The organism is Flavobacterium sp. AC267, assembly GCF_979258715.1.
The window spans coordinates 2,016,309-2,036,006 of record NZ_OZ409875.1; the positions used below are offsets into that span (position 1 = coordinate 2,016,309).

Below are 19,698 nucleotides of genomic sequence, written 5' to 3' on the forward strand. Positions count from 1 at the left end.
CGGATTTGGGCAATTGGCTTTCCCGAAATATCGGGAGGGAAGTTGGTTGTGTATTTGCGATGATTTGGCAAATCCGAGGGATAGGCTTAATTTAGTCCCAAACCCGCTGTAGTAACAAGACGTTGGTACTAATAATCACAAAAATCGAATGAAAATAACATTTATAACATTAATCGTTTTTAGTTTCTTTTCGCTTTCTGTGAGTAATATGAATAAATTTAAATCAACTGAGGATACAATACAAAACGAAAAAAAATGTTCTGTCAAAAACTTAACATTAAAAACTGAAAGAATTGAGAAGAACCGAAAATTTATTTTTTGGAAATTACCTCACAAAAAGATAATTACTATTGATCAAATAGTTAATACTAAAGGCAAAGTAATTTTAAAGAAAACTTCAATTCAAATTTGTTCAACTGACGCTTGCGACGATAGAAGATTGCGTAGGATAAAAATCGTAGACAACGAAATATGGATTTTCCAATACGATAGAGATCCCGAAAAAGGAATAGTAAAACGTTACGATTTTTGCGAAAAAGAGTTAGGCGAAAAGATTTGGGACAAAGAAGACTTTAATGAATATTAAATAGTGAAGAAATTACTACTGCCAACAGCTACTGCAACGGATTTAGGCAATTGGCTTTCCCGAAATATCGGGAGGAAAGTTGGCTTTGTATTTGAATGATTTGGCAAATCCGAAGAATGGACTTAATTTAGTCCCAAACTGCGTTTAGCGACAGACGTTGACGGTAATATTACAAAAAGAGCAAATAGTACTCCAGAATAATTGAACTATTAATGGAAAATCTAAACGAACAAATCAGACTTCATTCACTTGGCGCAATTGTAAGACACAAATCGACTTTTGAAAACTTAATTTCTTTCAAAAACGAAGAAGAATTGACTCCTGAATTTGTTAAAGAGTGGGCTGTTCCTTTTTATATGAATCTTGAAGAAACTAATCAAGAATGGTTTAAATTATTATTGGATGCAAAAAAAGAAAATAACCAAAGAAGATGTTATAAAATTACTTGGAGATTTTAATTGGAGAACAAGACAAACTGGAGCATTCTTTGCGATAATCAATAACTATTCAGATTTAATAGACATTATTGGTATACACTTACTAAAAAGTGAAGTCTGTTACGCTGGACGAATATACACTTATATGTTTGCTTGTTTAAATAACAGAAAAGCAACTCAATATTTAGATGATTATTTGACGTATTACTTATCTAAAAACGAACTTTGGTTTGACCAAAGAGAAGCTATGGAAGCTTTAACTTATATAGACAAAATAAATAACAGCAACTTAGTTGACAAACACAAAGCAAATTGGCTGAAGTTTATTCAAAATAAACCCCATTGGAAAGCAGAAATCAACACCGAATATTTAGAAAACTATATTGTGTTTATAAACAGAATTAAAGACAATGAATAGAAAATACTACCGCTAACAGCAACTATAACGCGACTGGGTAATAGGCTTTCCCGATGTATCGAGAGGAAAGTTGGTTTTGTATTAGAAATGATTTGCTTCGCCTGTTCGCTATCGCTCGGGTGGCAAATCCGAATAATGGGTTTAATTTAATGTATTTTAGCAAAAAAGAAATCAATGAAAAAATGGCACTTTCTATTTTTAATTATTACATTAATATCTTGTAATTCAAACAAGAAGAAATCGATTGTAGATACAGTTAATCCCCAAGACACTTCTTGTATTAAAGAATTAGAAGAAGCCAAAAAAGACTTGAAAAACAATAAAATTATTTATTGTAATTACACAGGAGCGCCTACCCACTTTCCTCTTCGAGCACAAAGAGAAATGGACAGTCTATTAAAGTTGCATGATATAGAATTTATAAATGAATCTTCTCCGTGTATAGTCGATGAAAAACTAAATTATCATTGTTATTGTGAACTTATGCAGGAAAAAATAGATGAAAAATTTGGAGAAAAATTTATAGATTCTCTCTTATTTATTTCTGATAGTCTACATGTCTTAAAAAATATTGATAAATTATATTACAATGGCGAGATGGCAGGTTCATGGGACAAACCAGCATTATTTCCCGGTGATATACATTATGATGAAAAAAATCATTCAGGATTGCAGAAAGCATTCGATTCTAAAGTAATTTACCCGAATGATTACAGATATTCCAACGACACAAATTCTCTAACATTTCTTCAAGTTTATCTAGACATTGACAGAAATGGGAATGCTAAAATATATGATTATCACATCGAGTTCTTCGATTACAAAACCAAAGAAAGCGGTTATAACAAAAAGCATTGGGAGTATTTTAAAAGAATAGCTTTTCCATTAATCGAACAAACAAAATGGATTCCAGCTAAAATTAAAAATATTAATGTAAGCTCCAAAAACGATATCACAATTTATCTTAAATAAAGCCGAACCGCCAACAGCCATGGTAACGAATTTGAGCAATTGGCTTCCCCGAAGTATCGGGAGGAAAGTTGGTATTGTATTTGGATCATTTGGCAAATTCCCCCCTGCTGGCGCGAGCGTCCCGCTCGTGAACGCAACGAGATGATACACAGTTAAACCAAAAAAAGCTCCAGATTTCTCTGAAGCTTTTGTCTTAGTAGCGGGAACAGGACTCGAACCTGTGACCTTCGGGTTATGAGCCCGACGAGTCAGCTTACTGCTCTATCCCGCGATGTTTCGGGTGCAAAGATACACACTAAATACGGTTATGCAAATAATTTTGTTACTTTATTTTTTTTGATTTCTGAAAACAGTGGCTTTTTCTAGACTTTAAAATCTAATAATTCTTCGTAAACATTTCCTGTTAAGCCTAGTAGCATGCAGAATGCGGGTTCGGTTTTTATTCCTTTTTCTTTTAATTTAATAACTTCTAATCGGAAGTTTTCGTCTTTTAAATGCAGAATTTTCTCTTCGATTACCATATGTTTATAGCCATTTTGATCTTGGGTTGGAATATTCTGCCCGAAAATTTCGATTTCAAAAACGTCAATATTGAAGTTCGCAACGACCGATTCTTGATTATTGATGACGATTTCTCGAATAACAAAGTTCTTTTCTTTCCCGAAAACTTGTTCAATCTTCTCGATGAAATAGGTTTTGTTTTTCCAATAACAAATAATATCAAGATCACTATTTTCAATGTCTATATTTATCGGAATCGTGCCGACCAATATAGGATCAAATGCAGACAGATTTTCTAAAACTTTGTGTTTCGTGAGAAGTTGAAAAACGAATTGCTGTTTTTGATTACCTGTTTTCAAATAAGAGATGTTAGTAAAATCAGTCATGTTTATTAATCCTTATAATTTTTTTCTTCCTCGATTTCTTTTGCTAACCTTGGGTTGATATTGATTTTAGCATTCAAAAAAACAAAAATAGCCGCCTTATATTCTCGGGCATATTTATTTGTAATCTGGCCTCCAATATATGCCTTTTCAAAAAACGGACTTGTCGTTTTAAATTCGTCGCTGTTTTCTTCAAAATTTTTTACGCGGATTAAATTTTTATATCGAATATCGAGATTGAACCAGTTTACGTAATCGGCGTTAAAAGAAACCGCTTTAATACCTTTTTTGGTATAATAATTAATGGCACCGGCTTGTCCGTAATTGTCACAGATTACAATGGTTTCTTTTTGGTTTGGGAGTTTGACATAAATAGAATCAACTTTGCCGGCCAATTCTTTCCACCCTAGCATATCTGCAAAATCCTGAGGTAATTGATGTTCTTTTCCGTCTTCCCAGCGAAGCATTCCCAATGCTCTGTATTGCTCTGAATTTGTCGCCATATATTCGGGACTTTTATTGGGAAAAGCAACGTTGTACATCGGAATAAAAAGAAGTAAAGGAATCAGTATAAAAACAGGTTTTAGAAATCGTTTCCATCCATCTTTTAAAATTTCTGAAAGATAAACAGATCCAAATCCAATGTAAATTGGATACAAACCTATAACATAATACGATTTGGCTTTGAAGTAGATAAATATTAAAAGTGTAAATATAAATGCGCTCAAGAACAACTGATATTTTTGAAAAGGTTTGTAACGCACGAAAGCATAAAGTGCTTGCTAAGATTACAAAAAGAGAACCAATAAAAAAAGAGAATTTGTTCTTTTAAAAATCCTGCAAGATCAACATTTACCAATTGCGTTTCTGCCAGCTCTTTCATGTGATGTACAATTGGAAATTGATTACGGTACTGCCAGACAAGATTCGGGAGAATCAAAAGGAATCCTAAAATTAAAGCAAAATAAAGCTGTTTTTGAGCAAGTATTTTTCTTTGTTTAGAAAGTAAAATGGCAGGAATTAATCCGAGTAACAAAAACAAAATATTGTATTTATTCAGAAATCCGAATGCAAATACAACCGCGCCAATGTAAAGCCATTTTGTATTTTCAGAAGTTATGTATTGAATTAAAACATAATAAAATAAAGTCCAGCACAATACATCCAGCGAGTTTGGTTGATAAAGCATATTAAGACGCAATAAACAAGAAAACAAAATACCCATTGCACCAAGAATCAAAGCGTAGAGATTTCCTTTTAAAAGTTCGATAGTTTTCCAGACCGTTAAAAGCGTCAAAGCGCCAAATAGGGCAGGGAAGAACTTGACCCAGAAAACCGAATTTCCAAGAAGGAAAATAAGATATGAAAACCAAGACGTAACAGGCGGAACAGATAAATAACCCCAAGCCAAATGGTGCCCCTGATCGAGATGCAGATATTCGTCGCGCCGCAAATCATATTCGGGACTAATTAAAACATATTGTAAAACAAATTTTAGAATAATAAACCCAATTAAAAGCGCTGTTTTTTTAGTCATGAAGGTTTTGGTTTTTGGTTGTAAATGGTTTTATGTCAGCGCATATGTTAAACGAATATAAGATTTATTTTGAATAAAAAAAGCCTCAGATTTCTCTGAAGCCATTTTATAATATTGAATTTCTTTTATTGGAATTTGGAATTTTCTTTTTGAAAATTAAAAAGAAATTATTCCTCTTCTGCTGTTTCAAATTCCATGTGATCTACGATTTCAGCTTCTGCTTTTTCAGGTTTTGAAGCTTTTAGCGCATTGAATCTTTCCAACATTTCAGATTCTCCTTCTTCACCGCTGAAATAAGGAAAAACATCCATAATAGGCGATTCTGAAATTGCTGGAATCGAATATTCTCCCATAGAGTTTTTCATTACATGAATCGTATTGTCATAAGCTTCACGAACGTCATTTGCCTGAATAAGCATATACATACTCGTTTTTCTCTCTTTACCGCTTTCTTCATCATAAGCGATCAAAGAAACCTTAGATTTAAACCATCTGTCGGTATTTTCAAACGGATGAATTTCAGCATAATTAGCAACTTTAATATTGGTGATTTTAAATTCTTCACTAATATAAGCGACCATTTCTTCATTAATTCTTTTTTCAGCTTCTGTATAAGACAATGCGTCAACCAAATATGGTTCGGTTAAAACTTTTTGTCCGCCAGTTTCATCTGTTTTTCTATATTTTACTTTGCATTCGTACCAAACTACGCTCATCTCTTTTAAATTTTAAGGATGCCAAAGATAAATTTTACAGGAAAATAAATAGTTAAATCTCAAAATAGATATTCACAATTTTGAATATTTTTTGATAATGTTTTGATGTTCTGAAAGTTGTGAATTCCTGCATCGAAAATGCTTTGTAATCGCATTCATCCTTTTAAAATTTTCATAAAATCAAATTATTTTTTGAATGTAAATTATTGTAAGCCAATAAATTATTTTTTATCAATTCAAAAAGCAATAAAAAAATGAATTCATTTCAAACCAAATGGTCAATTTGAACGTAAGTGTCAAAAGATAATGGCTAGGAATGAGGCAAATTCAAATGATATTGGTTTTTGGAGCATATTGAGTCTGACCACATTTCTAGCTGTTATTTTTTTATAATTTTAAGCAACGATAAATGACAGGAAAATTAAACGTTCAAAAGTTAAAAGAGACTTTAAAGTATATTGAAAGCAAACACAATGAAATAAAAAGACAAGGCCAAAATGATACGCGAAGCCTTGAATCGATGTTGAAATATTTGAAAAAAGACATGATCGAACAATACAATTTGTCAGATCATCATTTATCAATAAAACAAGAAGTCAAAGATACAGACGCTTTTATAGAGAACGTTAAAACCATCATAGAGCAAAACTCTTAATTTCTATTTATCGAAAAGAAAATTACTTTTATTCCAGTTTAAATTTTTCGTTTTTGCAATCGAGAATTAGTGTATGATTAAGGAAAAGTTTGTTTCCAATCATTCCCTGCATTCCAGAGCGTTTCATTAGAAAGTTTTGCAGTTTCGATGTGCCTTCGATGTAGGTAACCTCAGAAAGTTTTAAGGACAGATTTCCAAATTGTATTTTCTGATTTGCCACAGCCGAAAAAACACTTAAAATATTTCCCCACGAATTTCCTTTTTCCGTTTTTATCTCGCTGTTTTTGATTTTGTATTTTTCCCAGACTTCTTTTGTGGTAATAAATTCGTAACCGCTCGTTCCAGAATCGTATAATAGTTTTAGGTTTTCGTTTTCGACTGAGGCAGGAATTAATATTTTACGTTTTTTAAATTCAAAATCTATAAAACTGGTTTCTTGTATTTGGTGTACAAACGAGCATTTATTGTTTTTAAAATCAAAAATGGTAATTCGTTTTTCTAATAAATCGGTTCCAATTGTGCCAATTATATTTTCGGAATTTGGATCATCAAAATTAATTTTGTCGCCATAATTCAAGACTTCAAAATGAGCAGAAGCAACATTCATGTTTCCGATCTTAAAACCTGAAGAAATCTCATTTTCCTCCGCATTAATTTTAATCTGATTTTGAAATTTTTCAGAAATAGATTCTAAAGAATTTTTGTAAAATGCGGTAATTGGCGAACCTGAATCAAACTGCATATAAAACGTCTTTTCGATTCCGTTGAGTTTTACAGGCAAGAGCAATGCAGTATTTGGGTTTTCTTTATCAGAAATCCATTTTATAGGAATATTTTCTGCTGTTCCAGATAGTGTCAGATAGTTCTCTGGCGGTGTAAATTTCTTCTGGAAATAAAAATATCCTCCCAACAAAAACAAAACAATAACGACTAAAGTAATCGACGCAATTTTCTTAAATAATTTCATAGCTGATTTTTTCTGCAAGATTCGGATTTAGGTTCCAATTTTCATGCAAAAACGATATGACATTTTTACGTCATTTTTATGACTTGAATTATAAGAAGTTGTTTTTTAGTTTAATAGCAAGACTTTGGTTCTTGTTCAAACTGATTCCGTTTAGCACAACAACAACTAATTTTAAGAAGAGAATTGTAATTAATGGAATAAGAAAAAGTGGAAAATCGATAGAAAAAGCCTTTTGAATAAACGGACTTACAATTAGTAGAAAGGAAAGCATAAGACTCAAAAAAAGGTGAATCGTTATAATTTGTTTTCCAAGTTCTCTGTTTGTAAGATCTTTTGTTTTATACGTTAAGATTAAAGGAAAAATAATACTTCCAAAGGGGATTATAAGTCCAGATAAGGCAGAAAGATTAATGATTTTGGCTCTTTCAATTCCGTTATTTTCTTTTTTAATAATTAGATTTTCTGGAATTGTTCCTAAAGATTGCGCAATTGTTTTTAATGTAAATCCTTTAAGAATATTGCCGGCTTCAATTCTCTGAATTGTTCGCAGGGAAAAGCCCAGATTTTTCAGCCAATTCATTTTGAGTCATATTTTTTTCCTCTCTCAAAACTTTAACTTTATTGTTCATTTCTTTAGATTGCTTTTTAAAGTATGGAAACGAAAATAGCAAAAAAAGTCTTGATCACAACAATTTAATTATTTGTCCCGTTTCAATTAATAGCTTTTGTAGTTTAATATTTTAGGTCGGAATACCGGATAACTTCGAAAGTTTAATAAAAATTTAAGCCTTTTCTTTAACAAAATTATTAACTTGTTGTAGAATAAAGATTTTGCCCGTTTTATTTTAACCAAAAACATATTTATGAGAGTATCAGTTGTCCGAAAAAATATAAAATTTACACCAGATTCTAGAAGAGTTGTTGCCCGATATTTTATGAATGGTAACGAACGAACTCAGCAAATGGTACTTCGGATCATGATGCTGGATGAAAAACAAGTATTACAGACTTTAGAGCAGACGCTTCGTGAATTTGCGAGACGTCATCGAAATATTTCAGCAGTGTTTTTTAGACATTGCGAAAGAATAAGACCTATAATAGAAGCAATGAAGATTGATTATGAAGCAATGTCTTTGGATCGAAAAATGCTTATTGGTTCTTATTGCACCATGGAATATGCGATTGAATCTGCGGCGATTTTTAATCCTTCAATTGTAGAAGATTTTGACCAAACCGGATTAGAAGCGGGAGAAAAACGTGTCGTTATTTCTTTTCGTGCTACGGGAGAAGGTCATATTTCGTCTATTGTTTTTAGAAGAGGAATCTTAGACAGAGACAATAATCTGCATATAATGAAAATTGGAAGTCATATTGATAAAGCCGAAATTGAACATAAGACCCTATTTAATAAAGAACGATTTCTGACTAAATTGATGGAAATGCATACTACGGATAAATATATTACCCAGATTATGCAGGATCTTCCTGATGAATTTGAATTTGCGATTCTTAAAAACATACTAAACACCGCTTTGAGTGATCCTATTATTCGTGAAGAAAGAAAAACCGCATTGCAGGAAATACTTTGGCTGGCCAATTCGTTTTACGACATACAATTCAAACACGATTCTGATATTACAGAACGTGTCATTTTTCCAATTTCAGATTCTGAAAGCCGTGGGATAGAAGATGCTCGTTTTGTTCGTTTTGTCGATGATGATAATTCAGTTCGCGTAATGGCAACTTACACAGCTTATAACGGACATACGATATTACCGAAACTTATTTCTACTGAAGATTTTTATAGTTTTAGAGTAATGTCGCTTCACGGAGCTGGTGCACAAAATAAAAATTTAGCCTTGTTTCCAAGAAAAATAAAAGGGAAATATGCCATGCTTGCCCGAATTGACGGAGTGAATAATTACATTATGTATTCTGAGCGGGCTACACAATGGAATACGCCAATTTTACTGCAAGAACCTCGTTACACGTGGGAGTTGACGCAAATTGGAAATTGCGGTTCGTCGCTGTGGACAGAAGAAGGCTGGCTTGTTATTACGCACGGTGTGGGTACAATGAGACGCTATTGCATAGGGGCTTCCTTATTTGATTTAGACGATCCGTCGAAAGAAATTGGAAGACTTACAGAACCGTTGCTTTCTCCTCTTGAAGATGAGCGCGAAGGTTATGTGCCAAATGTCGTGTATTCCTGCGGGGCGATTATTCATAACGACAGCCTGATATTGCCTTACGCAGTGTCAGATTATTGTTCTACTTATGGAGTTGTAAATCTTGCAGAATTGCTGGATGCGCTAAAAAATAGTAAATAACAATTACTTTCTATTTTTGAGATCAGGAATTTTCTCTGTCAAATTTTTCCAATATCTTTTGGGTATATGCTGGAGATGAAGTTTGGTGTTTTTTCGCGATTCAATGTTGACGCTGCTAAAATAGTTGCGCCATAAATTCTGGAAAAATTCTTCATCTTCATCAGATATTTCAGCTAAAAATTTTGATGAGGAAGTTTCTGCATCAAACTTTATTTCGACCGTTGAAACATTTTCAAGGTCGTAGTAAATTCCGTATTTGCGTTTGGAATCATAAATCAGCCAGCGTTGATCGGCATAACGGTTTTTAAAATGCTTTTCTATAATCGGTAAAACATTGCAATCGGGTTCGACGATCGCATAATACAATTCGTCTTTTGTGAGTTTGAAACGCACAAACGCTTTCATTCTATGACTTTCTTTTCCCGTTAAATGTGTCGCTTTTCTAACATTTAAAACATCATTATTACTTAGATCTTGTTCGATATTAATGGAGCTTGAAAAGGCGTACGCTACAAATCGAAATAACGTTTCTTCAATTTGATTTAATTCTGATAAAAAAGCACCGTAAACAGCATAAAATCCAGCAGAAGAAAGCTTTTTTCTCAGGCGTTCCAATACGCGGTCTGCTTTAGCATTATCTGTTATTACAGTATGAATATTAGAAAAAAGTAAAGCGCCAGAAGCTTCATTTTTTGCAAAAACTATATCTTTGAGTTTGTATTCATAAATCTCAAAAACTGCTGTAAGCCAGCCTTCGTAACTTCCATCATAAATTACTTGTGTCATTTGGATTAAAATAAAGCAAGCTGGTTCGAAAAATTATTTTTGTATTTACTGTTCTGTAAATTCAGAATCTGACTTTTTATTTGAATTGAAGTCAGATCTTTCTGCAGGTGAAAAGGCGAAGCAAAAGCCAGAAAATATTTCGAACGATTGTAAGCAATTCCTAATTTTTGCAAATCCTGAGGCTCTAATTTTTTGAACTTTCGAGTCGCAACAATTTTTTTGGCACTCAAAAATCCTATTCCAGGAATACGCTTAATTAATTCAAGATCTGCGGTATTGATATCAACAGGAAATTGATCCATATTTCGCAAAGCCCATCCTAATTTTGGGTCAATATCGAGATCAAGATTAGGCTGGTCAAAACCAACAATTTCGTTTACATTAAATCCGTAAAAACGAATCAGCCAATCAGCTTGATACAAGCGATTTTCTCGAATCATCGGAACTGGAGTTCCAATTGCAGGAAGTCTGTGGTCGTAACTTATTGGCACATATCCAGAATAATAAACACGTTTCATGCTCATTTTTTCGTAGAAATAATTGGCCATTCCTAAAATTTCAAGATCATTTTCTTGTGTAGCGCCAATAACCATTTGTGTACTTTGACCGGCTGGTGCAAAAAGCGGCGCTTTATAGTTTAATTTTTTTTCCTCTTTGTGACCCGCAATTTCATTTTTAAGATATTCCATAGGCTTAATCACATCGACATGATTTTTATCTGGTGCAAGAAGTTTTAGACTTTTTTCTGTTGGCATTTCGACATTGACACTTAAACGGTCTGCATATAATCCTGCCTCTTTTAATAGTTCGTCACTGGCACCTGGAATTGCTTTGAGATGAATGTACCCATTAAAATTTTCCTCTAATCGTAATTTCTTTGCAATTCTAACAAGGCGTTCCATTGTAAAATCGGGATTGTCAAATATGCCCGAACTCAAAAACAATCCTTCGATATAATTTCTTCTGTAAAAACCAATTGTAAGATCTACCACTTCCTGAACCGTAAAAAGCGACACGTTTTATGTCGTTACTTTTTCGGCTTACACAATAGGCGCAGTCAAAAATACAATGATTGGTTAATAAAATTTTCAGCAGAGACACACAGCGTCCGTCTTCTGTATACGAATGACAAATGCCATTTGCGGATGCATCGCCCAAACCCTTATTTTTGTTCTTGCGATTGCTTTGACTCGAAGAACAAGAAACATCATATTTGGTCGCATCAGCTAAGATCGCCAATTTCTCCATCACTCTTTCATGTACCATTTTGATCTTATTTAATTGTTTTTGAAAAGAAAATTAATCTATTCAAAACTACTCATTTGGCTCAAAAAGGAACTGGAAATCACTGTTCTAAATTGTATCAATTTTTTATAACAAGAAAATAACTATATATTGAGGAATTAATTTTTACGCAGACTTAAAAACAGGTATAAATACGTGGTTGAGGTTTTTTCGATTTATCTAAATTGCGCAACTGTATGAAAAATTAATCAAACCCCCTTATTGATTGATTTATCTCTAAATGAGCGTACTAGTATTAGCGAATATTAATAATCGAATTGCTAAAACGATGAAATTTACACAAGGACAAGATGTATCCTACACTGCATTGAGTGGGAGATCTTATAAGGCGACAGTGATCGAAAGAAAAATGGATTTTAAAAAGGGGCTTATAATAAAATCTACTTCAAAAGAGAGGGATTTTCATTATTTGATTGAAATTCAAAAAAATGGTACAACAGAAAAAATTCTTTGTGCCGAAAATCATCTTCAATTATTAGAAAAGAAACAAACGGTAAAAAAAAGCGATGTGATAAAATTCGTCGTTTTGTAAATGATGCACAATTATAATTTTTGTGTAACAGTTACATTTTTTGTTTTTACAGGAATTCTAATTTTCTATTATTTTTTGAGGTTTATCATATAAGATAACCAATTAACAGAAATATATGAACAAATTTGCATTGTGATATAAAACAATGTAAGATGGAAATAGATGAATTAAAAAAATTAGAATACATTAAAAGACTATCAACGAAATATTTAAATATTCTAAAGCCAGCTGATGGTCAATTTTGTAATGCAGAAATTAGAGTTTTAAATTATTCAGAGCTCGGTTGTATTATTACAAATATGCTGAAATTATGCATCCTGGCGCTGGAGCAGGATAATGGTAGAAAATCGGCTATGCGTAGGATTGGTTTTAGAGCAGGCACTTCATTTATTTCCTTCGGATGAAATGGAGCTCTTGGATAGAATTAATGATTTGTTAGTTAAAGAAACTAATATTGGATCTAATTAAAAAAGCTCCAGATTTCTCTGAAGCTTTGTATTGTAGAAAATACTTTTTTAGAAATTAGTATTTATTTTTTTAGATCGATCTGCGATATAAGAGATAAGCCAGGTTACTTGTCCCTCTTTTACAAAGTATATTTTCTTTCTTGCTAAATTTGGAATACTTTCCAGACAAGTCACTAAAATATTATTTGCTGAAATCAGGTATTTTTGGTCATACGTGCTTAAAACTCTAGTTGCTTCTTTATTGGTTTTAGCAAGAGTAGTAAATTTGGTAAAATTGTTTTTCAAAACAGCATCGTAATCAATAACATCTTGCAGAGTTAAAGCAATATAATGCTCTTTCACGTTTTCATTATAATATAACGTTGAAAATGCCCAAACAGCCCCGCCAGATAAGTATAATTTATCCTTTTTTTCCAAAGGCGGATTTGCGTCAAACATTTCTTTTGTTTTCTTGCGTAAAACAGGGTTAAAGTCAAAAGATTTTTCCTGATAAGTAGACATATCATTAATCTGGCTCTTATTAACAACTGTTTTTTCTACAGCATCCGTTAATGTCATTGTTCCAAAATCTAATGCTAAAGGAATAAACTCTAATTTGTTGTCTTTTAATTCATCAATATAACCGCCCTTAGTGGTTTGAGCACCAATATCCAAAAGGAAAGCGTTAGCAAAATCAACTGGAGGAATAGCGCCTTTAACTAATGTTTTTGCTTCTTCGTTAACATCCAGTATTTCCAATTCTTTACTGGTAAGAGAAGAAATTTTATTTTTTAAAACGTCAATATTACGTGCAGATTCGAAAACGGGAGCCGCAACAATAAAGATGTTTTCTTCTAGAATTTTGTGCTCAGCTCTGATTTTTTTCAATTGATCAAAAACGGTATTACTTGTTTTCGTGATATCTTCTGTAGTAAGCTCGCCAGAAGCGACGATATGATCTGCAAAAGGAATTCTTTCTGTCCAGAAAGAAAGGATTTTATAATCGGCTTTCTTGATATTATTTACATCAAGAACAGAAACTTTTATTGCTCTACGGCCAATTTCAATCCCAGCATAAATACTTTTTTGAGAAAATGAATTAAGGGTAAAAAATAAATTTAAAAGAATAAAAAATAGAACTTGGGGTTTGTTTTTTTTAAGCATTGTAGTTATTTATAATTATGATATGATTTGTTTCTGAAAAAGAATTTAAGGTAATTATGTGAAAGTCATAATTCTGAATTAAAAATGATAGGTTTCAATATAGGATCGCAAATTTATAAAAACATTTATTAAGATAAACGCAGTTATTGGAAAATGTGGAATTTAAATAATAACTTAACATTGGACGGTTTGCAAAATCGAAGAACCTGTTACCAATCAAACAGTGAGGAAAAACTAATATAACAAAAAAGCTCCAGATTTCTCTGGAGCTTTTTCTTAGTAGCCCGTAGCGGAATCGAACCGCTCTTACATGGATGAAAACCATGCGTCCTAACCGATAGACGAACGGGCCTGCTTCTTTATTGCGGGTGCAAAAGTGCAACTATTTTTAAAATACTCAAAATTTTTTTGAAAAAAAATTATTTAAATTATTCTGAAATTGCCGTATTTAAAAGAATTCAGTGGTAAATTAATTGGGTTAATTTCAGCTGTATTTATTTGATTAATAATTGGTTGTTTTGTTTAGTAAAAAGGAAAAAGAAGCTTTTTTTCGGTATTAAAAAATTTCAAAAAAAAACTAGAATTACTCCTTTTTGAAAGAATATTCTTTTGGTTTTTGTTTCATTTTTATTTTATTTTGAAAAATATATACTCAGTTCAATACAAAAAAAGCCCCAGATTTCTCTGAAGCTTTGTTTTTATAACTTTTGTCTGGGATAATCTCTTTGATTTGAATTAATGAAAATATTTAAGTCCAATTATGTTCAACATATTGTTCATTATTTGTTTGGTCAATAAGTACAAAATTGCAAGACAAATAACTCGAATAATTAATTCATTTTTTTTATAATCGAAAGCAGAAAAGAATTGATAATAGAAAATTATGACATACAAAAAGGTTAATGCAGTCAGCAAATAGTTTACAAAAAGAAGAAAGTCTTTGTTGTCACTAAAGATCATACAGATTATTAGTATAAAACTAATTACTAATGTTCCGCATAACAAATACAAATTGAGAACGAGATTTTCGGTGTAATTTTGGTTGCTTTTTTTAAAGAACAAATAGCTCAGAAAAGAAATAATTGGTATATGAAGGAAAATTGCAATTTTTGAATACTCCTTTAGTACTTTTAAAACGCCTTCTACTTGTTTTTTATCTTCGTATAAAACAGACGCATCTAAATTTGTCCATTTTTTTAGAAAGTAACCAATTGCTAGTAAAAGAATTATGGTTGAAAAATAATTAAAGTGCTTTACTCTTTTTCCTTGTACATATTCTCTAATGCTATGTCCAGGTCTGGTAAATAATTTTTTTATTGTGTAGAAAAATCCTGTATCAAAATGAAATATTCCGTGAATAAAATCGTGTTGTAAAACGTGAGGTAATGAAAATCTATGTGTAGATGTTGATTGGTCGCAATTGCTTGCAAAATTTGTCTACTATTACGTTGTTACAGTTTAAACAGTTATTTGTCATTGGTCAGTTAAATATAGGATCAATTTATTCTTTTGTATTGTCTTCGGTTTTTTGGGAGTACTGTTAGCCGTGAGACGTGGCTAATTTACATAAAAAAAGCAAATTCTCACCGCTTGGGAAGAGACTTACCGAAAGCTGTGAGAAACCAAAACAAAAAAAAGCTTTCAACAAAAGCGGTTCAAGATATGGCACATCTATAAAATAATTGAAAAAAAATCGATTTATTTATAAGATGCTAAATGTGAAAAAATACTTTGAATTTACTTTCCTTTTTCGTCAAAATTGAAAAGTTAAGTGTTATGTTTGTTTACCGTTTACAGAGAAAAACAAACTTAAAATTAGCAATATAAAGTGATAGATAAATTGGAGATTAAAGCTCATGAAAAACTATACGGGCTTGATCATTTACGAGCTTTTGCTATTGTTTTAGTTTTCTTTTTTCATTATTTTATTGTGAGTGGCGGAGAACCCGAATGGCTTCCTGATGCGACATCATTTGGCTGGACCGGCGTTGATTTGTTTTTTGTGTTAAGTGGATTTTTAATTTCCTCACAGCTCTTTCTGCAAATTAAAAACGGGCAGTTAATTTCGTTTAAAGTTTTTTTTATTAAACGATTTTTTAGAATTGTTCCTGCGTATTTAGCGACAGTTGCGATTTATTTTTGCATCCCGTATTTCAGGGAAAAAGAATCTTTACCTTCAATTTGGAGGTTTCTAACTTTTACCCAAAATTTCAATCTTAATTTAAAAGACTACGGAACATTTTCGCATTGCTGGTCGCTGTGTGTAGAAGAACATTTTTATCTTTTTTTACCAATTATTTTAATAGTGTCGCAAACTTCAAAACTGTTTTCTAAATCATGTTGGCTGTTAATAGGCTTGTTTTTATTCGGTTTTGCAATTAGATTTTATAGTTTTAATTACTTGTACATGCCGAAAATTGGCGAAGAAAATAGCTTGATGTACTGGTATAAATTTATTTACTATCCAACTTACAATCGATTAGACGGACTTTTAGTTGGTGTTTCAATTGCAGGAATTTATCAATTTTTACCAAATTTATGGACCACGCTTTCAAAATATGGTAATCAATTTCTTTTATTAAGCTTATGTGTTTTGGCTGGGGCTTATTTTTTATGTGAAGACTTACTAATTTTTAACGTATCTGTTTTTGGATTTCCATTAATTGCGCTTGGTTTTGGTTTTATGGTTATTGGCTCCATTAGTCCTACAAGTTTTTTATATAAAGTGAATTCAAAAATTACAACCTTTATTGCCAATCTTTCTTTTTCAATTTATTTGACACATAAAGGAATCATTACTACAACTCATAAACTATTAAAAGATTTTGAAATAGAGAATAATGTAATGCTTTTAATTTGTATGATAACTTGTGTTTTAGGAGCATACATTCTTCACTTGACAGTAGAAAAACCATTTATGAAAATAAGGAATAAAACTGTAAAAGAAATATGAGAGTTAATTTCAAGGAATTGCTCTAATGTGGAAAATATAAAAGCTAAGTCATAGAAAAAAAAAGCTTTAGAGGAATCTTAAGCTTTTTTTTTTCGTTTAAGGGTAGCAGGACTCTAACCTGTGCCAACTGTAGCGGATATGAGCCCGATAATAATAAATAAAATAAAAAAGCTCCAGATTTCTCTGAAGCTTTTGTTTAGTAGCGGGAACAGGACTCGAACCTGTGACCTTCGGGTTATGAGCCCGACGAGTCGCCTACTGCTCTATCCCGCGATGTTTCGGGTGCAAAGATACGTCGATTTTTGAGAAATCCAACGAAAACTTTAAAAAATGTTTTATTTTCTGTATTGAGTTGATATGACTACCTTTGCAAAATAAATAATATGCAAATGTCACATAAAGCAGGTTTCGTAAACATTATCGGAAATCCAAATGTTGGAAAATCAACATTGATGAACGCCTTTGTTGGAGAAAGATTATCCATCATTACATCAAAAGCACAAACAACACGCCACCGTATTCTTGGAATCGTAAATGGTGAAGATTTTCAATTGGTACTTTCTGATACTCCCGGAATTATAAAACCGGCTTACGAAATGCAGGAGTCGATGATGAACTTCGTAAAATCGGCTTTTGAAGATGCTGATATTCTAATTTACATGGTCGAAATAGGAGAGCAGGACTTAAAAGACGAAGCTTTCTTTAATAAAATCATTCATGCTAAAATTCCAGTTTTACTTCTTTTAAATAAAATCGATAATTCGAATCAGGAACAATTGGAAGAGCAGGTTTCTTTTTGGAAAGAAAAAGTGCCAAATGCAGAAATTTTTCCAATTTCGGCTTTGCAAAATTTTAATGTTCCAGAAGTTTTTGGAAGAATTATCGAATTACTGCCAGAATCTCCGGCTTATTATCCAAAAGACCAATTAACAGATAAACCAGAACGTTTCTTTGTAAACGAAACCATTCGTGAAAAAAATCTTGTTGAATTACAGCAAAGAAATTCCGTATGCGGTTGAAATCGTTACAGAAGAATTTTTTGAGGATGAAAAAATTATTAGAATCCGTTCTGTAATTATGGTCGAACGCGAAACACAAAAAGGAATTATCATAGGACATAAAGGTGTCAGCTCTTAAGAAAGTAGGAACCGATGCTCGTGCCGATTTAGAGAAATTCTTCGGAAAACAAATTCACATCGAACTATATGTAAAAGTGAATAAAAACTGGAGAAGCAATGCTAATATGTTGAAACGATTTGGGTATAATCAGTAATTTTTGTTGAATCGGTTAATCGTTGATTTGTTTAATCGGAAAAAAACGGAAAATGTCTTGATACCTTGAAGCCCTAGCCCAGATGGAAACGGCATCCTTTTGTGGTCTCGTTTTTTTTCTAACGAGACCACAAAAGATAGAGTGGACAGCTGGATTAGCTCCTGAAAAAAGTGGTCAGTTTTCAGTTTATAGTCACAGTTTTATAAGTTTTTTTACTGAATACTTAAAACTGATAACTGCAAACTAAAAAAGACTACCTTTGCAAAAAATTAAAATAAAGCATTTTGGATTCCAAGATGTTAGGTTTTTAGGAAACTAGAAGTCTAAAATTTAAATCTAATCCCGAGACTTCGGGACTAAAATTCAAAAAAAATGAATAACATTGTTGCGATAGTAGGAAGACCTAATGTAGGGAAATCGACCCTTTTTAATAGGCTGATACAAAGAAGAGAAGCTATTGTAGATTCAGTATCTGGGGTTACCCGTGATAGAAACTATGGTAAAAGCGAGTGGAACGGAAAAGAGTTTTCTGTTATTGATACGGGTGGATACGTTCGCGGATCTGATGACGTATTTGAAGGTGAAATCCGTAAACAAGTCGAACTTGCTATCGATGAAGCCGATGTTATTATTTTTGTGGTTGATGTTGAGGAAGGTATTACACCAATGGACGAAACGGTTGCTAAGTTACTTCGTAAAGTAACAAAACCAGTTTTATTGGCTGTAAATAAGGTTGATAATGCCATGCGTGAGAAAGATGCTGTTGAGTTTTATAACCTTGGATTAGGTGAATATTTCACATTTGCAAGTATCTCAGGAAGTGGAACAGGGGATTTATTAGATGCTTTGATTGACTCTTTCCCAGAGAAACCAGAACCAGTTCAGGAAGAAGTGGTACTGCCTCGTTTTGCTGTTGTAGGACGTCCAAACGCTGGAAAATCTAGTTTTATCAATGCCTTAATTGGTAAAGATCGTTTCATGGTAACGGATATTGCTGGAACTACGCGTGATGCAATTGATACTAAATTTGACCGTTTTGGTTTCGAATTTAACTTGGTAGACACTGCTGGTATTCGTCGTAAAGCAAAGGTTAAAGAAGATTTAGAGTTTTATTCTGTAATGCGTTCGGTTCGTGCGATTGAGCATGCAGATATTTGTATATTGGTTATCGATGCAACCCGCGGATTTGAAGGTCAGGATCAGAGTATTTTCTGGCTGGCAGAGAAAAACCGTAAAGGTGTTGTAATATTAGTAAACAAATGGGATTTGGTTGAAAAAGATACTATGTCTACACGCGATTACGAAGAGAAAATTAAAAAAGAATTAATGCCTTTTACAGATGTGCCAATTTTGTTCGTTTCGGCTTTAACGAAACAACGTTTGTTGAAAGCACTTGAAGCTACGGTTCAGGTTTTTGAAAATAGAAAACAAAGAATTCCTACTTCAAAATTCAATGAATTTATGTTGAAAGTTATCGAAGCTTATCCATCGCCAGCGACAAAAGGAAAATATGTAAAGATTAAATATTGTATGCAGTTACCAACACAAACACCTCAGTTTGTATTTTTTGCCAATATGCTCGCAATACGTTAAAGAACCTTATAAACGTTATCTGGAGAATAAAATTCGTGAGAAATGGGATTTTGCTGGAGTTCCAATAGATATTTATATTAGAGAAAAATAAAAAAATGAGTCCCCGTAATAGGGACTTTTTTATGTTTTGTGTCTATAGAATTA

18 protein-coding genes, 3 tRNA genes and 3 pseudogenes are annotated in these 19,698 nt (G+C 32.4%); 11 read left to right on the plus strand and 13 right to left on the minus strand.

Annotated elements, in window-relative coordinates; translation table 11 throughout:
* Window positions 1-208: 208 nt before the first annotated feature.
* The 4 genes from ACZZ95_RS10370 (at window position 209) to ACZZ95_RS10385 (ending at window position 2,413) form a co-directional block, all read left to right on the plus strand.
* Window positions 209-586: a hypothetical protein gene (locus tag ACZZ95_RS10370; protein WP_463468962.1), complete on the plus strand. Its 378-nt coding sequence runs from the start codon at window positions 209-211 to the stop codon at window positions 584-586.
* 212 nt (window positions 587-798) lie between these two features.
* Window positions 799-1,044 (plus strand): hypothetical protein, encoded by a 246-nt coding sequence (locus ACZZ95_RS10375; protein WP_463468963.1) that lies wholly within the window; start codon window positions 799-801, stop codon window positions 1,042-1,044.
* A complete protein-coding gene (locus ACZZ95_RS10380; RefSeq protein WP_463468964.1) occupies window positions 989-1,441 on the plus strand; it encodes a DUF6000 family protein in 453 nt (150 codons plus the stop codon). Before ACZZ95_RS10375 ends, ACZZ95_RS10380 begins: the two co-directional genes overlap by 56 nt.
* A gap of 174 nt (window positions 1,442-1,615) precedes the next feature.
* A complete protein-coding gene (locus tag ACZZ95_RS10385; RefSeq protein WP_463468965.1) occupies window positions 1,616-2,413 on the plus strand; it encodes a hypothetical protein in 798 nt (265 codons plus the stop codon).
* 197 nt (window positions 2,414-2,610) lie between these two features.
* Here the strand turns inward: ACZZ95_RS10385 and ACZZ95_RS10390 are convergent.
* The 5 genes from ACZZ95_RS10390 to ACZZ95_RS10410 form a co-directional block, all read right to left on the minus strand.
* Window positions 2,611-2,684, minus strand: a tRNA-Met gene (locus ACZZ95_RS10390).
* Window positions 2,685-2,775: 91 nt separating this feature from the next.
* Window positions 2,776-3,300, minus strand: coding sequence for a DUF4269 domain-containing protein (locus ACZZ95_RS10395; protein ID WP_463468966.1), 525 nt, complete (start codon window positions 3,298-3,300; stop codon window positions 2,776-2,778).
* 5 nt (window positions 3,301-3,305) lie between these two features.
* Complete coding sequence (locus ACZZ95_RS10400) at window positions 3,306-4,025, minus strand: hypothetical protein (RefSeq protein ID WP_463468967.1); 720 nt, start codon at window positions 4,023-4,025, stop codon at window positions 3,306-3,308.
* Window positions 4,022-4,834 (minus strand): glycosyltransferase family 39 protein, encoded by an 813-nt coding sequence (locus ACZZ95_RS10405; protein ID WP_463468968.1) that lies wholly within the window; start codon window positions 4,832-4,834, stop codon window positions 4,022-4,024. The genes ACZZ95_RS10400 and ACZZ95_RS10405 overlap by 4 nt, the downstream gene beginning before the upstream one ends.
* A gap of 167 nt (window positions 4,835-5,001) precedes the next feature.
* Window positions 5,002-5,550: a DUF4494 domain-containing protein gene (locus tag ACZZ95_RS10410; protein ID WP_463468969.1), complete on the minus strand. Its 549-nt coding sequence runs from the start codon at window positions 5,548-5,550 to the stop codon at window positions 5,002-5,004.
* Window positions 5,551-5,959: 409 nt separating this feature from the next.
* Between ACZZ95_RS10410 and ACZZ95_RS10415 the strand changes: the two genes are divergently transcribed.
* Window positions 5,960-6,205 carry a hypothetical protein gene (locus ACZZ95_RS10415; protein ID WP_463468970.1) on the plus strand — a complete coding sequence of 82 codons (246 nt, stop codon included), beginning with the start codon at window positions 5,960-5,962 and terminating at the stop codon, window positions 6,203-6,205.
* 28 nt (window positions 6,206-6,233) lie between these two features.
* Here the strand turns inward: ACZZ95_RS10415 and ACZZ95_RS10420 are convergent, their stop codons facing one another.
* Window positions 6,234-7,172: a hypothetical protein gene (locus tag ACZZ95_RS10420; protein ID WP_463468971.1), complete on the minus strand. Its 939-nt coding sequence runs from the start codon at window positions 7,170-7,172 to the stop codon at window positions 6,234-6,236.
* 88 nt (window positions 7,173-7,260) lie between these two features.
* Window positions 7,261-7,752: a magnetosome magnetite crystal formation protein family gene (locus ACZZ95_RS10425; protein WP_463468972.1), complete on the minus strand. Its 492-nt coding sequence runs from the start codon at window positions 7,750-7,752 to the stop codon at window positions 7,261-7,263.
* A 283-nt stretch (window positions 7,753-8,035) separates the two neighbouring features.
* Here ACZZ95_RS10425 and ACZZ95_RS10430 point away from each other — a divergent pair, with 283 nt between their 5' ends.
* Window positions 8,036-9,502 (plus strand): glycoside hydrolase family 130 protein, encoded by a 1,467-nt coding sequence (locus tag ACZZ95_RS10430; RefSeq protein WP_463468973.1) that lies wholly within the window; start codon window positions 8,036-8,038, stop codon window positions 9,500-9,502.
* A 3-nt stretch (window positions 9,503-9,505) separates the two neighbouring features.
* Here the strand turns inward: ACZZ95_RS10430 and ACZZ95_RS10435 are convergent, their stop codons facing one another.
* Together ACZZ95_RS10435 and ACZZ95_RS10440 are read right to left on the minus strand one after the other, a co-directional pair.
* A complete protein-coding gene (locus ACZZ95_RS10435) occupies window positions 9,506-10,288 on the minus strand; it encodes a TIGR03915 family putative DNA repair protein (protein ID WP_463468974.1) in 783 nt (260 codons plus the stop codon).
* Window positions 10,289-10,293: 5 nt separating this feature from the next.
* Window positions 10,294-11,554: pseudogene (locus tag ACZZ95_RS10440) on the minus strand (putative DNA modification/repair radical SAM protein).
* A 259-nt stretch (window positions 11,555-11,813) separates the two neighbouring features.
* Here ACZZ95_RS10440 and ACZZ95_RS10445 point away from each other — a divergent pair.
* Complete coding sequence (locus ACZZ95_RS10445; protein WP_463468975.1) at window positions 11,814-12,125, plus strand: hypothetical protein; 312 nt, start codon at window positions 11,814-11,816, stop codon at window positions 12,123-12,125.
* A gap of 152 nt (window positions 12,126-12,277) precedes the next feature.
* Window positions 12,278-12,529, plus strand: a complete 252-nt coding sequence (locus ACZZ95_RS10450) for a hypothetical protein (protein WP_463468976.1) — start codon at window positions 12,278-12,280, stop codon at window positions 12,527-12,529.
* Window positions 12,530-12,640: 111 nt separating this feature from the next.
* Here the strand turns inward: ACZZ95_RS10450 and ACZZ95_RS10455 are convergent, their stop codons facing one another.
* The 3 genes from ACZZ95_RS10455 to ACZZ95_RS10465 all read right to left on the minus strand — a co-directional run bounded on the left by ACZZ95_RS10455 (window position 12,641) and on the right by ACZZ95_RS10465 (window position 15,094).
* The gene (locus tag ACZZ95_RS10455) at window positions 12,641-13,735 is read right to left on the minus strand and encodes a Ppx/GppA phosphatase family protein (RefSeq protein ID WP_463468977.1); all 1,095 of its coding nucleotides are present in this window, start codon (window positions 13,733-13,735) and stop codon (window positions 12,641-12,643) included.
* A gap of 280 nt (window positions 13,736-14,015) precedes the next feature.
* Window positions 14,016-14,087: transfer RNA gene (locus tag ACZZ95_RS10460), tRNA-Glu, on the minus strand.
* 383 nt (window positions 14,088-14,470) lie between these two features.
* On the minus strand, window positions 14,471-15,094 hold the full coding sequence (locus ACZZ95_RS10465) for a DUF3667 domain-containing protein (protein ID WP_463471655.1): 624 nt from the start codon (window positions 15,092-15,094) through the stop codon (window positions 14,471-14,473).
* Window positions 15,095-15,563: 469 nt separating this feature from the next.
* Here ACZZ95_RS10465 and ACZZ95_RS10470 point away from each other — a divergent pair, with 469 nt between their 5' ends.
* Entirely contained in the window at window positions 15,564-16,688 is a 1,125-nt protein-coding gene (locus ACZZ95_RS10470) for an acyltransferase family protein (protein WP_463468978.1), read from the plus strand.
* A gap of 200 nt (window positions 16,689-16,888) precedes the next feature.
* Here ACZZ95_RS10470 and ACZZ95_RS10475 read toward each other — a convergent pair.
* Window positions 16,889-16,961, minus strand: a tRNA-Met gene (locus tag ACZZ95_RS10475).
* A gap of 116 nt (window positions 16,962-17,077) precedes the next feature.
* Here ACZZ95_RS10475 and era point away from each other — a divergent pair.
* Window positions 17,078-17,961, plus strand: a pseudogene (gene era, locus ACZZ95_RS10480) (GTPase Era).
* 372 nt (window positions 17,962-18,333) lie between these two features.
* Window positions 18,334-19,645 (plus strand): annotated as a pseudogene (gene der, locus ACZZ95_RS10485) (ribosome biogenesis GTPase Der).
* Window positions 19,646-19,698: the final 53 nt, after the last annotated feature.

What these genes read in the sequence shown, in the direction of transcription:
- ACZZ95_RS10410 (WP_463468969.1), bottom strand. Translation starts at nt 5,550, where the DNA reads ATGAGCGTAGTTTGGTACGAATGCAAAGTAAAATATAGAAAAACAGAT.
- ACZZ95_RS10445 (WP_463468975.1), top strand. Translation starts at nt 11,814, where the DNA reads ATGAGCGTACTAGTATTAGCGAATATTAATAATCGAATTGCTAAAACG.
- ACZZ95_RS10430 (WP_463468973.1), top strand. Translation starts at nt 8,036, where the DNA reads ATGAGAGTATCAGTTGTCCGAAAAAATATAAAATTTACACCAGATTCT.
- ACZZ95_RS10395 (WP_463468966.1), bottom strand. Translation starts at nt 3,300, where the DNA reads ATGACTGATTTTACTAACATCTCTTATTTGAAAACAGGTAATCAAAAA.
- ACZZ95_RS10405 (WP_463468968.1), bottom strand. Translation starts at nt 4,834, where the DNA reads ATGACTAAAAAAACAGCGCTTTTAATTGGGTTTATTATTCTAAAATTT.
- ACZZ95_RS10375 (WP_463468963.1), top strand. Translation starts at nt 799, where the DNA reads ATGGAAAATCTAAACGAACAAATCAGACTTCATTCACTTGGCGCAATT.
- ACZZ95_RS10435 (WP_463468974.1), bottom strand. Translation starts at nt 10,288, where the DNA reads ATGACACAAGTAATTTATGATGGAAGTTACGAAGGCTGGCTTACAGCA.
- ACZZ95_RS10370 (WP_463468962.1), top strand. Translation starts at nt 209, where the DNA reads ATGAATAAATTTAAATCAACTGAGGATACAATACAAAACGAAAAAAAA.
- ACZZ95_RS10425 (WP_463468972.1), bottom strand. Translation starts at nt 7,752, where the DNA reads ATGAATTGGCTGAAAAATCTGGGCTTTTCCCTGCGAACAATTCAGAGA.
- ACZZ95_RS10420 (WP_463468971.1), bottom strand. Translation starts at nt 7,172, where the DNA reads ATGAAATTATTTAAGAAAATTGCGTCGATTACTTTAGTCGTTATTGTT.
- ACZZ95_RS10455 (WP_463468977.1), bottom strand. Translation starts at nt 13,735, where the DNA reads ATGCTTAAAAAAAACAAACCCCAAGTTCTATTTTTTATTCTTTTAAAT.
- ACZZ95_RS10415 (WP_463468970.1), top strand. Translation starts at nt 5,960, where the DNA reads ATGACAGGAAAATTAAACGTTCAAAAGTTAAAAGAGACTTTAAAGTAT.
- ACZZ95_RS10450 (WP_463468976.1), top strand. Translation starts at nt 12,278, where the DNA reads ATGGAAATAGATGAATTAAAAAAATTAGAATACATTAAAAGACTATCA.
- ACZZ95_RS10380 (WP_463468964.1), top strand. Translation starts at nt 989, where the DNA reads ATGCAAAAAAAGAAAATAACCAAAGAAGATGTTATAAAATTACTTGGA.
- ACZZ95_RS10385 (WP_463468965.1), top strand. Translation starts at nt 1,616, where the DNA reads ATGAAAAAATGGCACTTTCTATTTTTAATTATTACATTAATATCTTGT.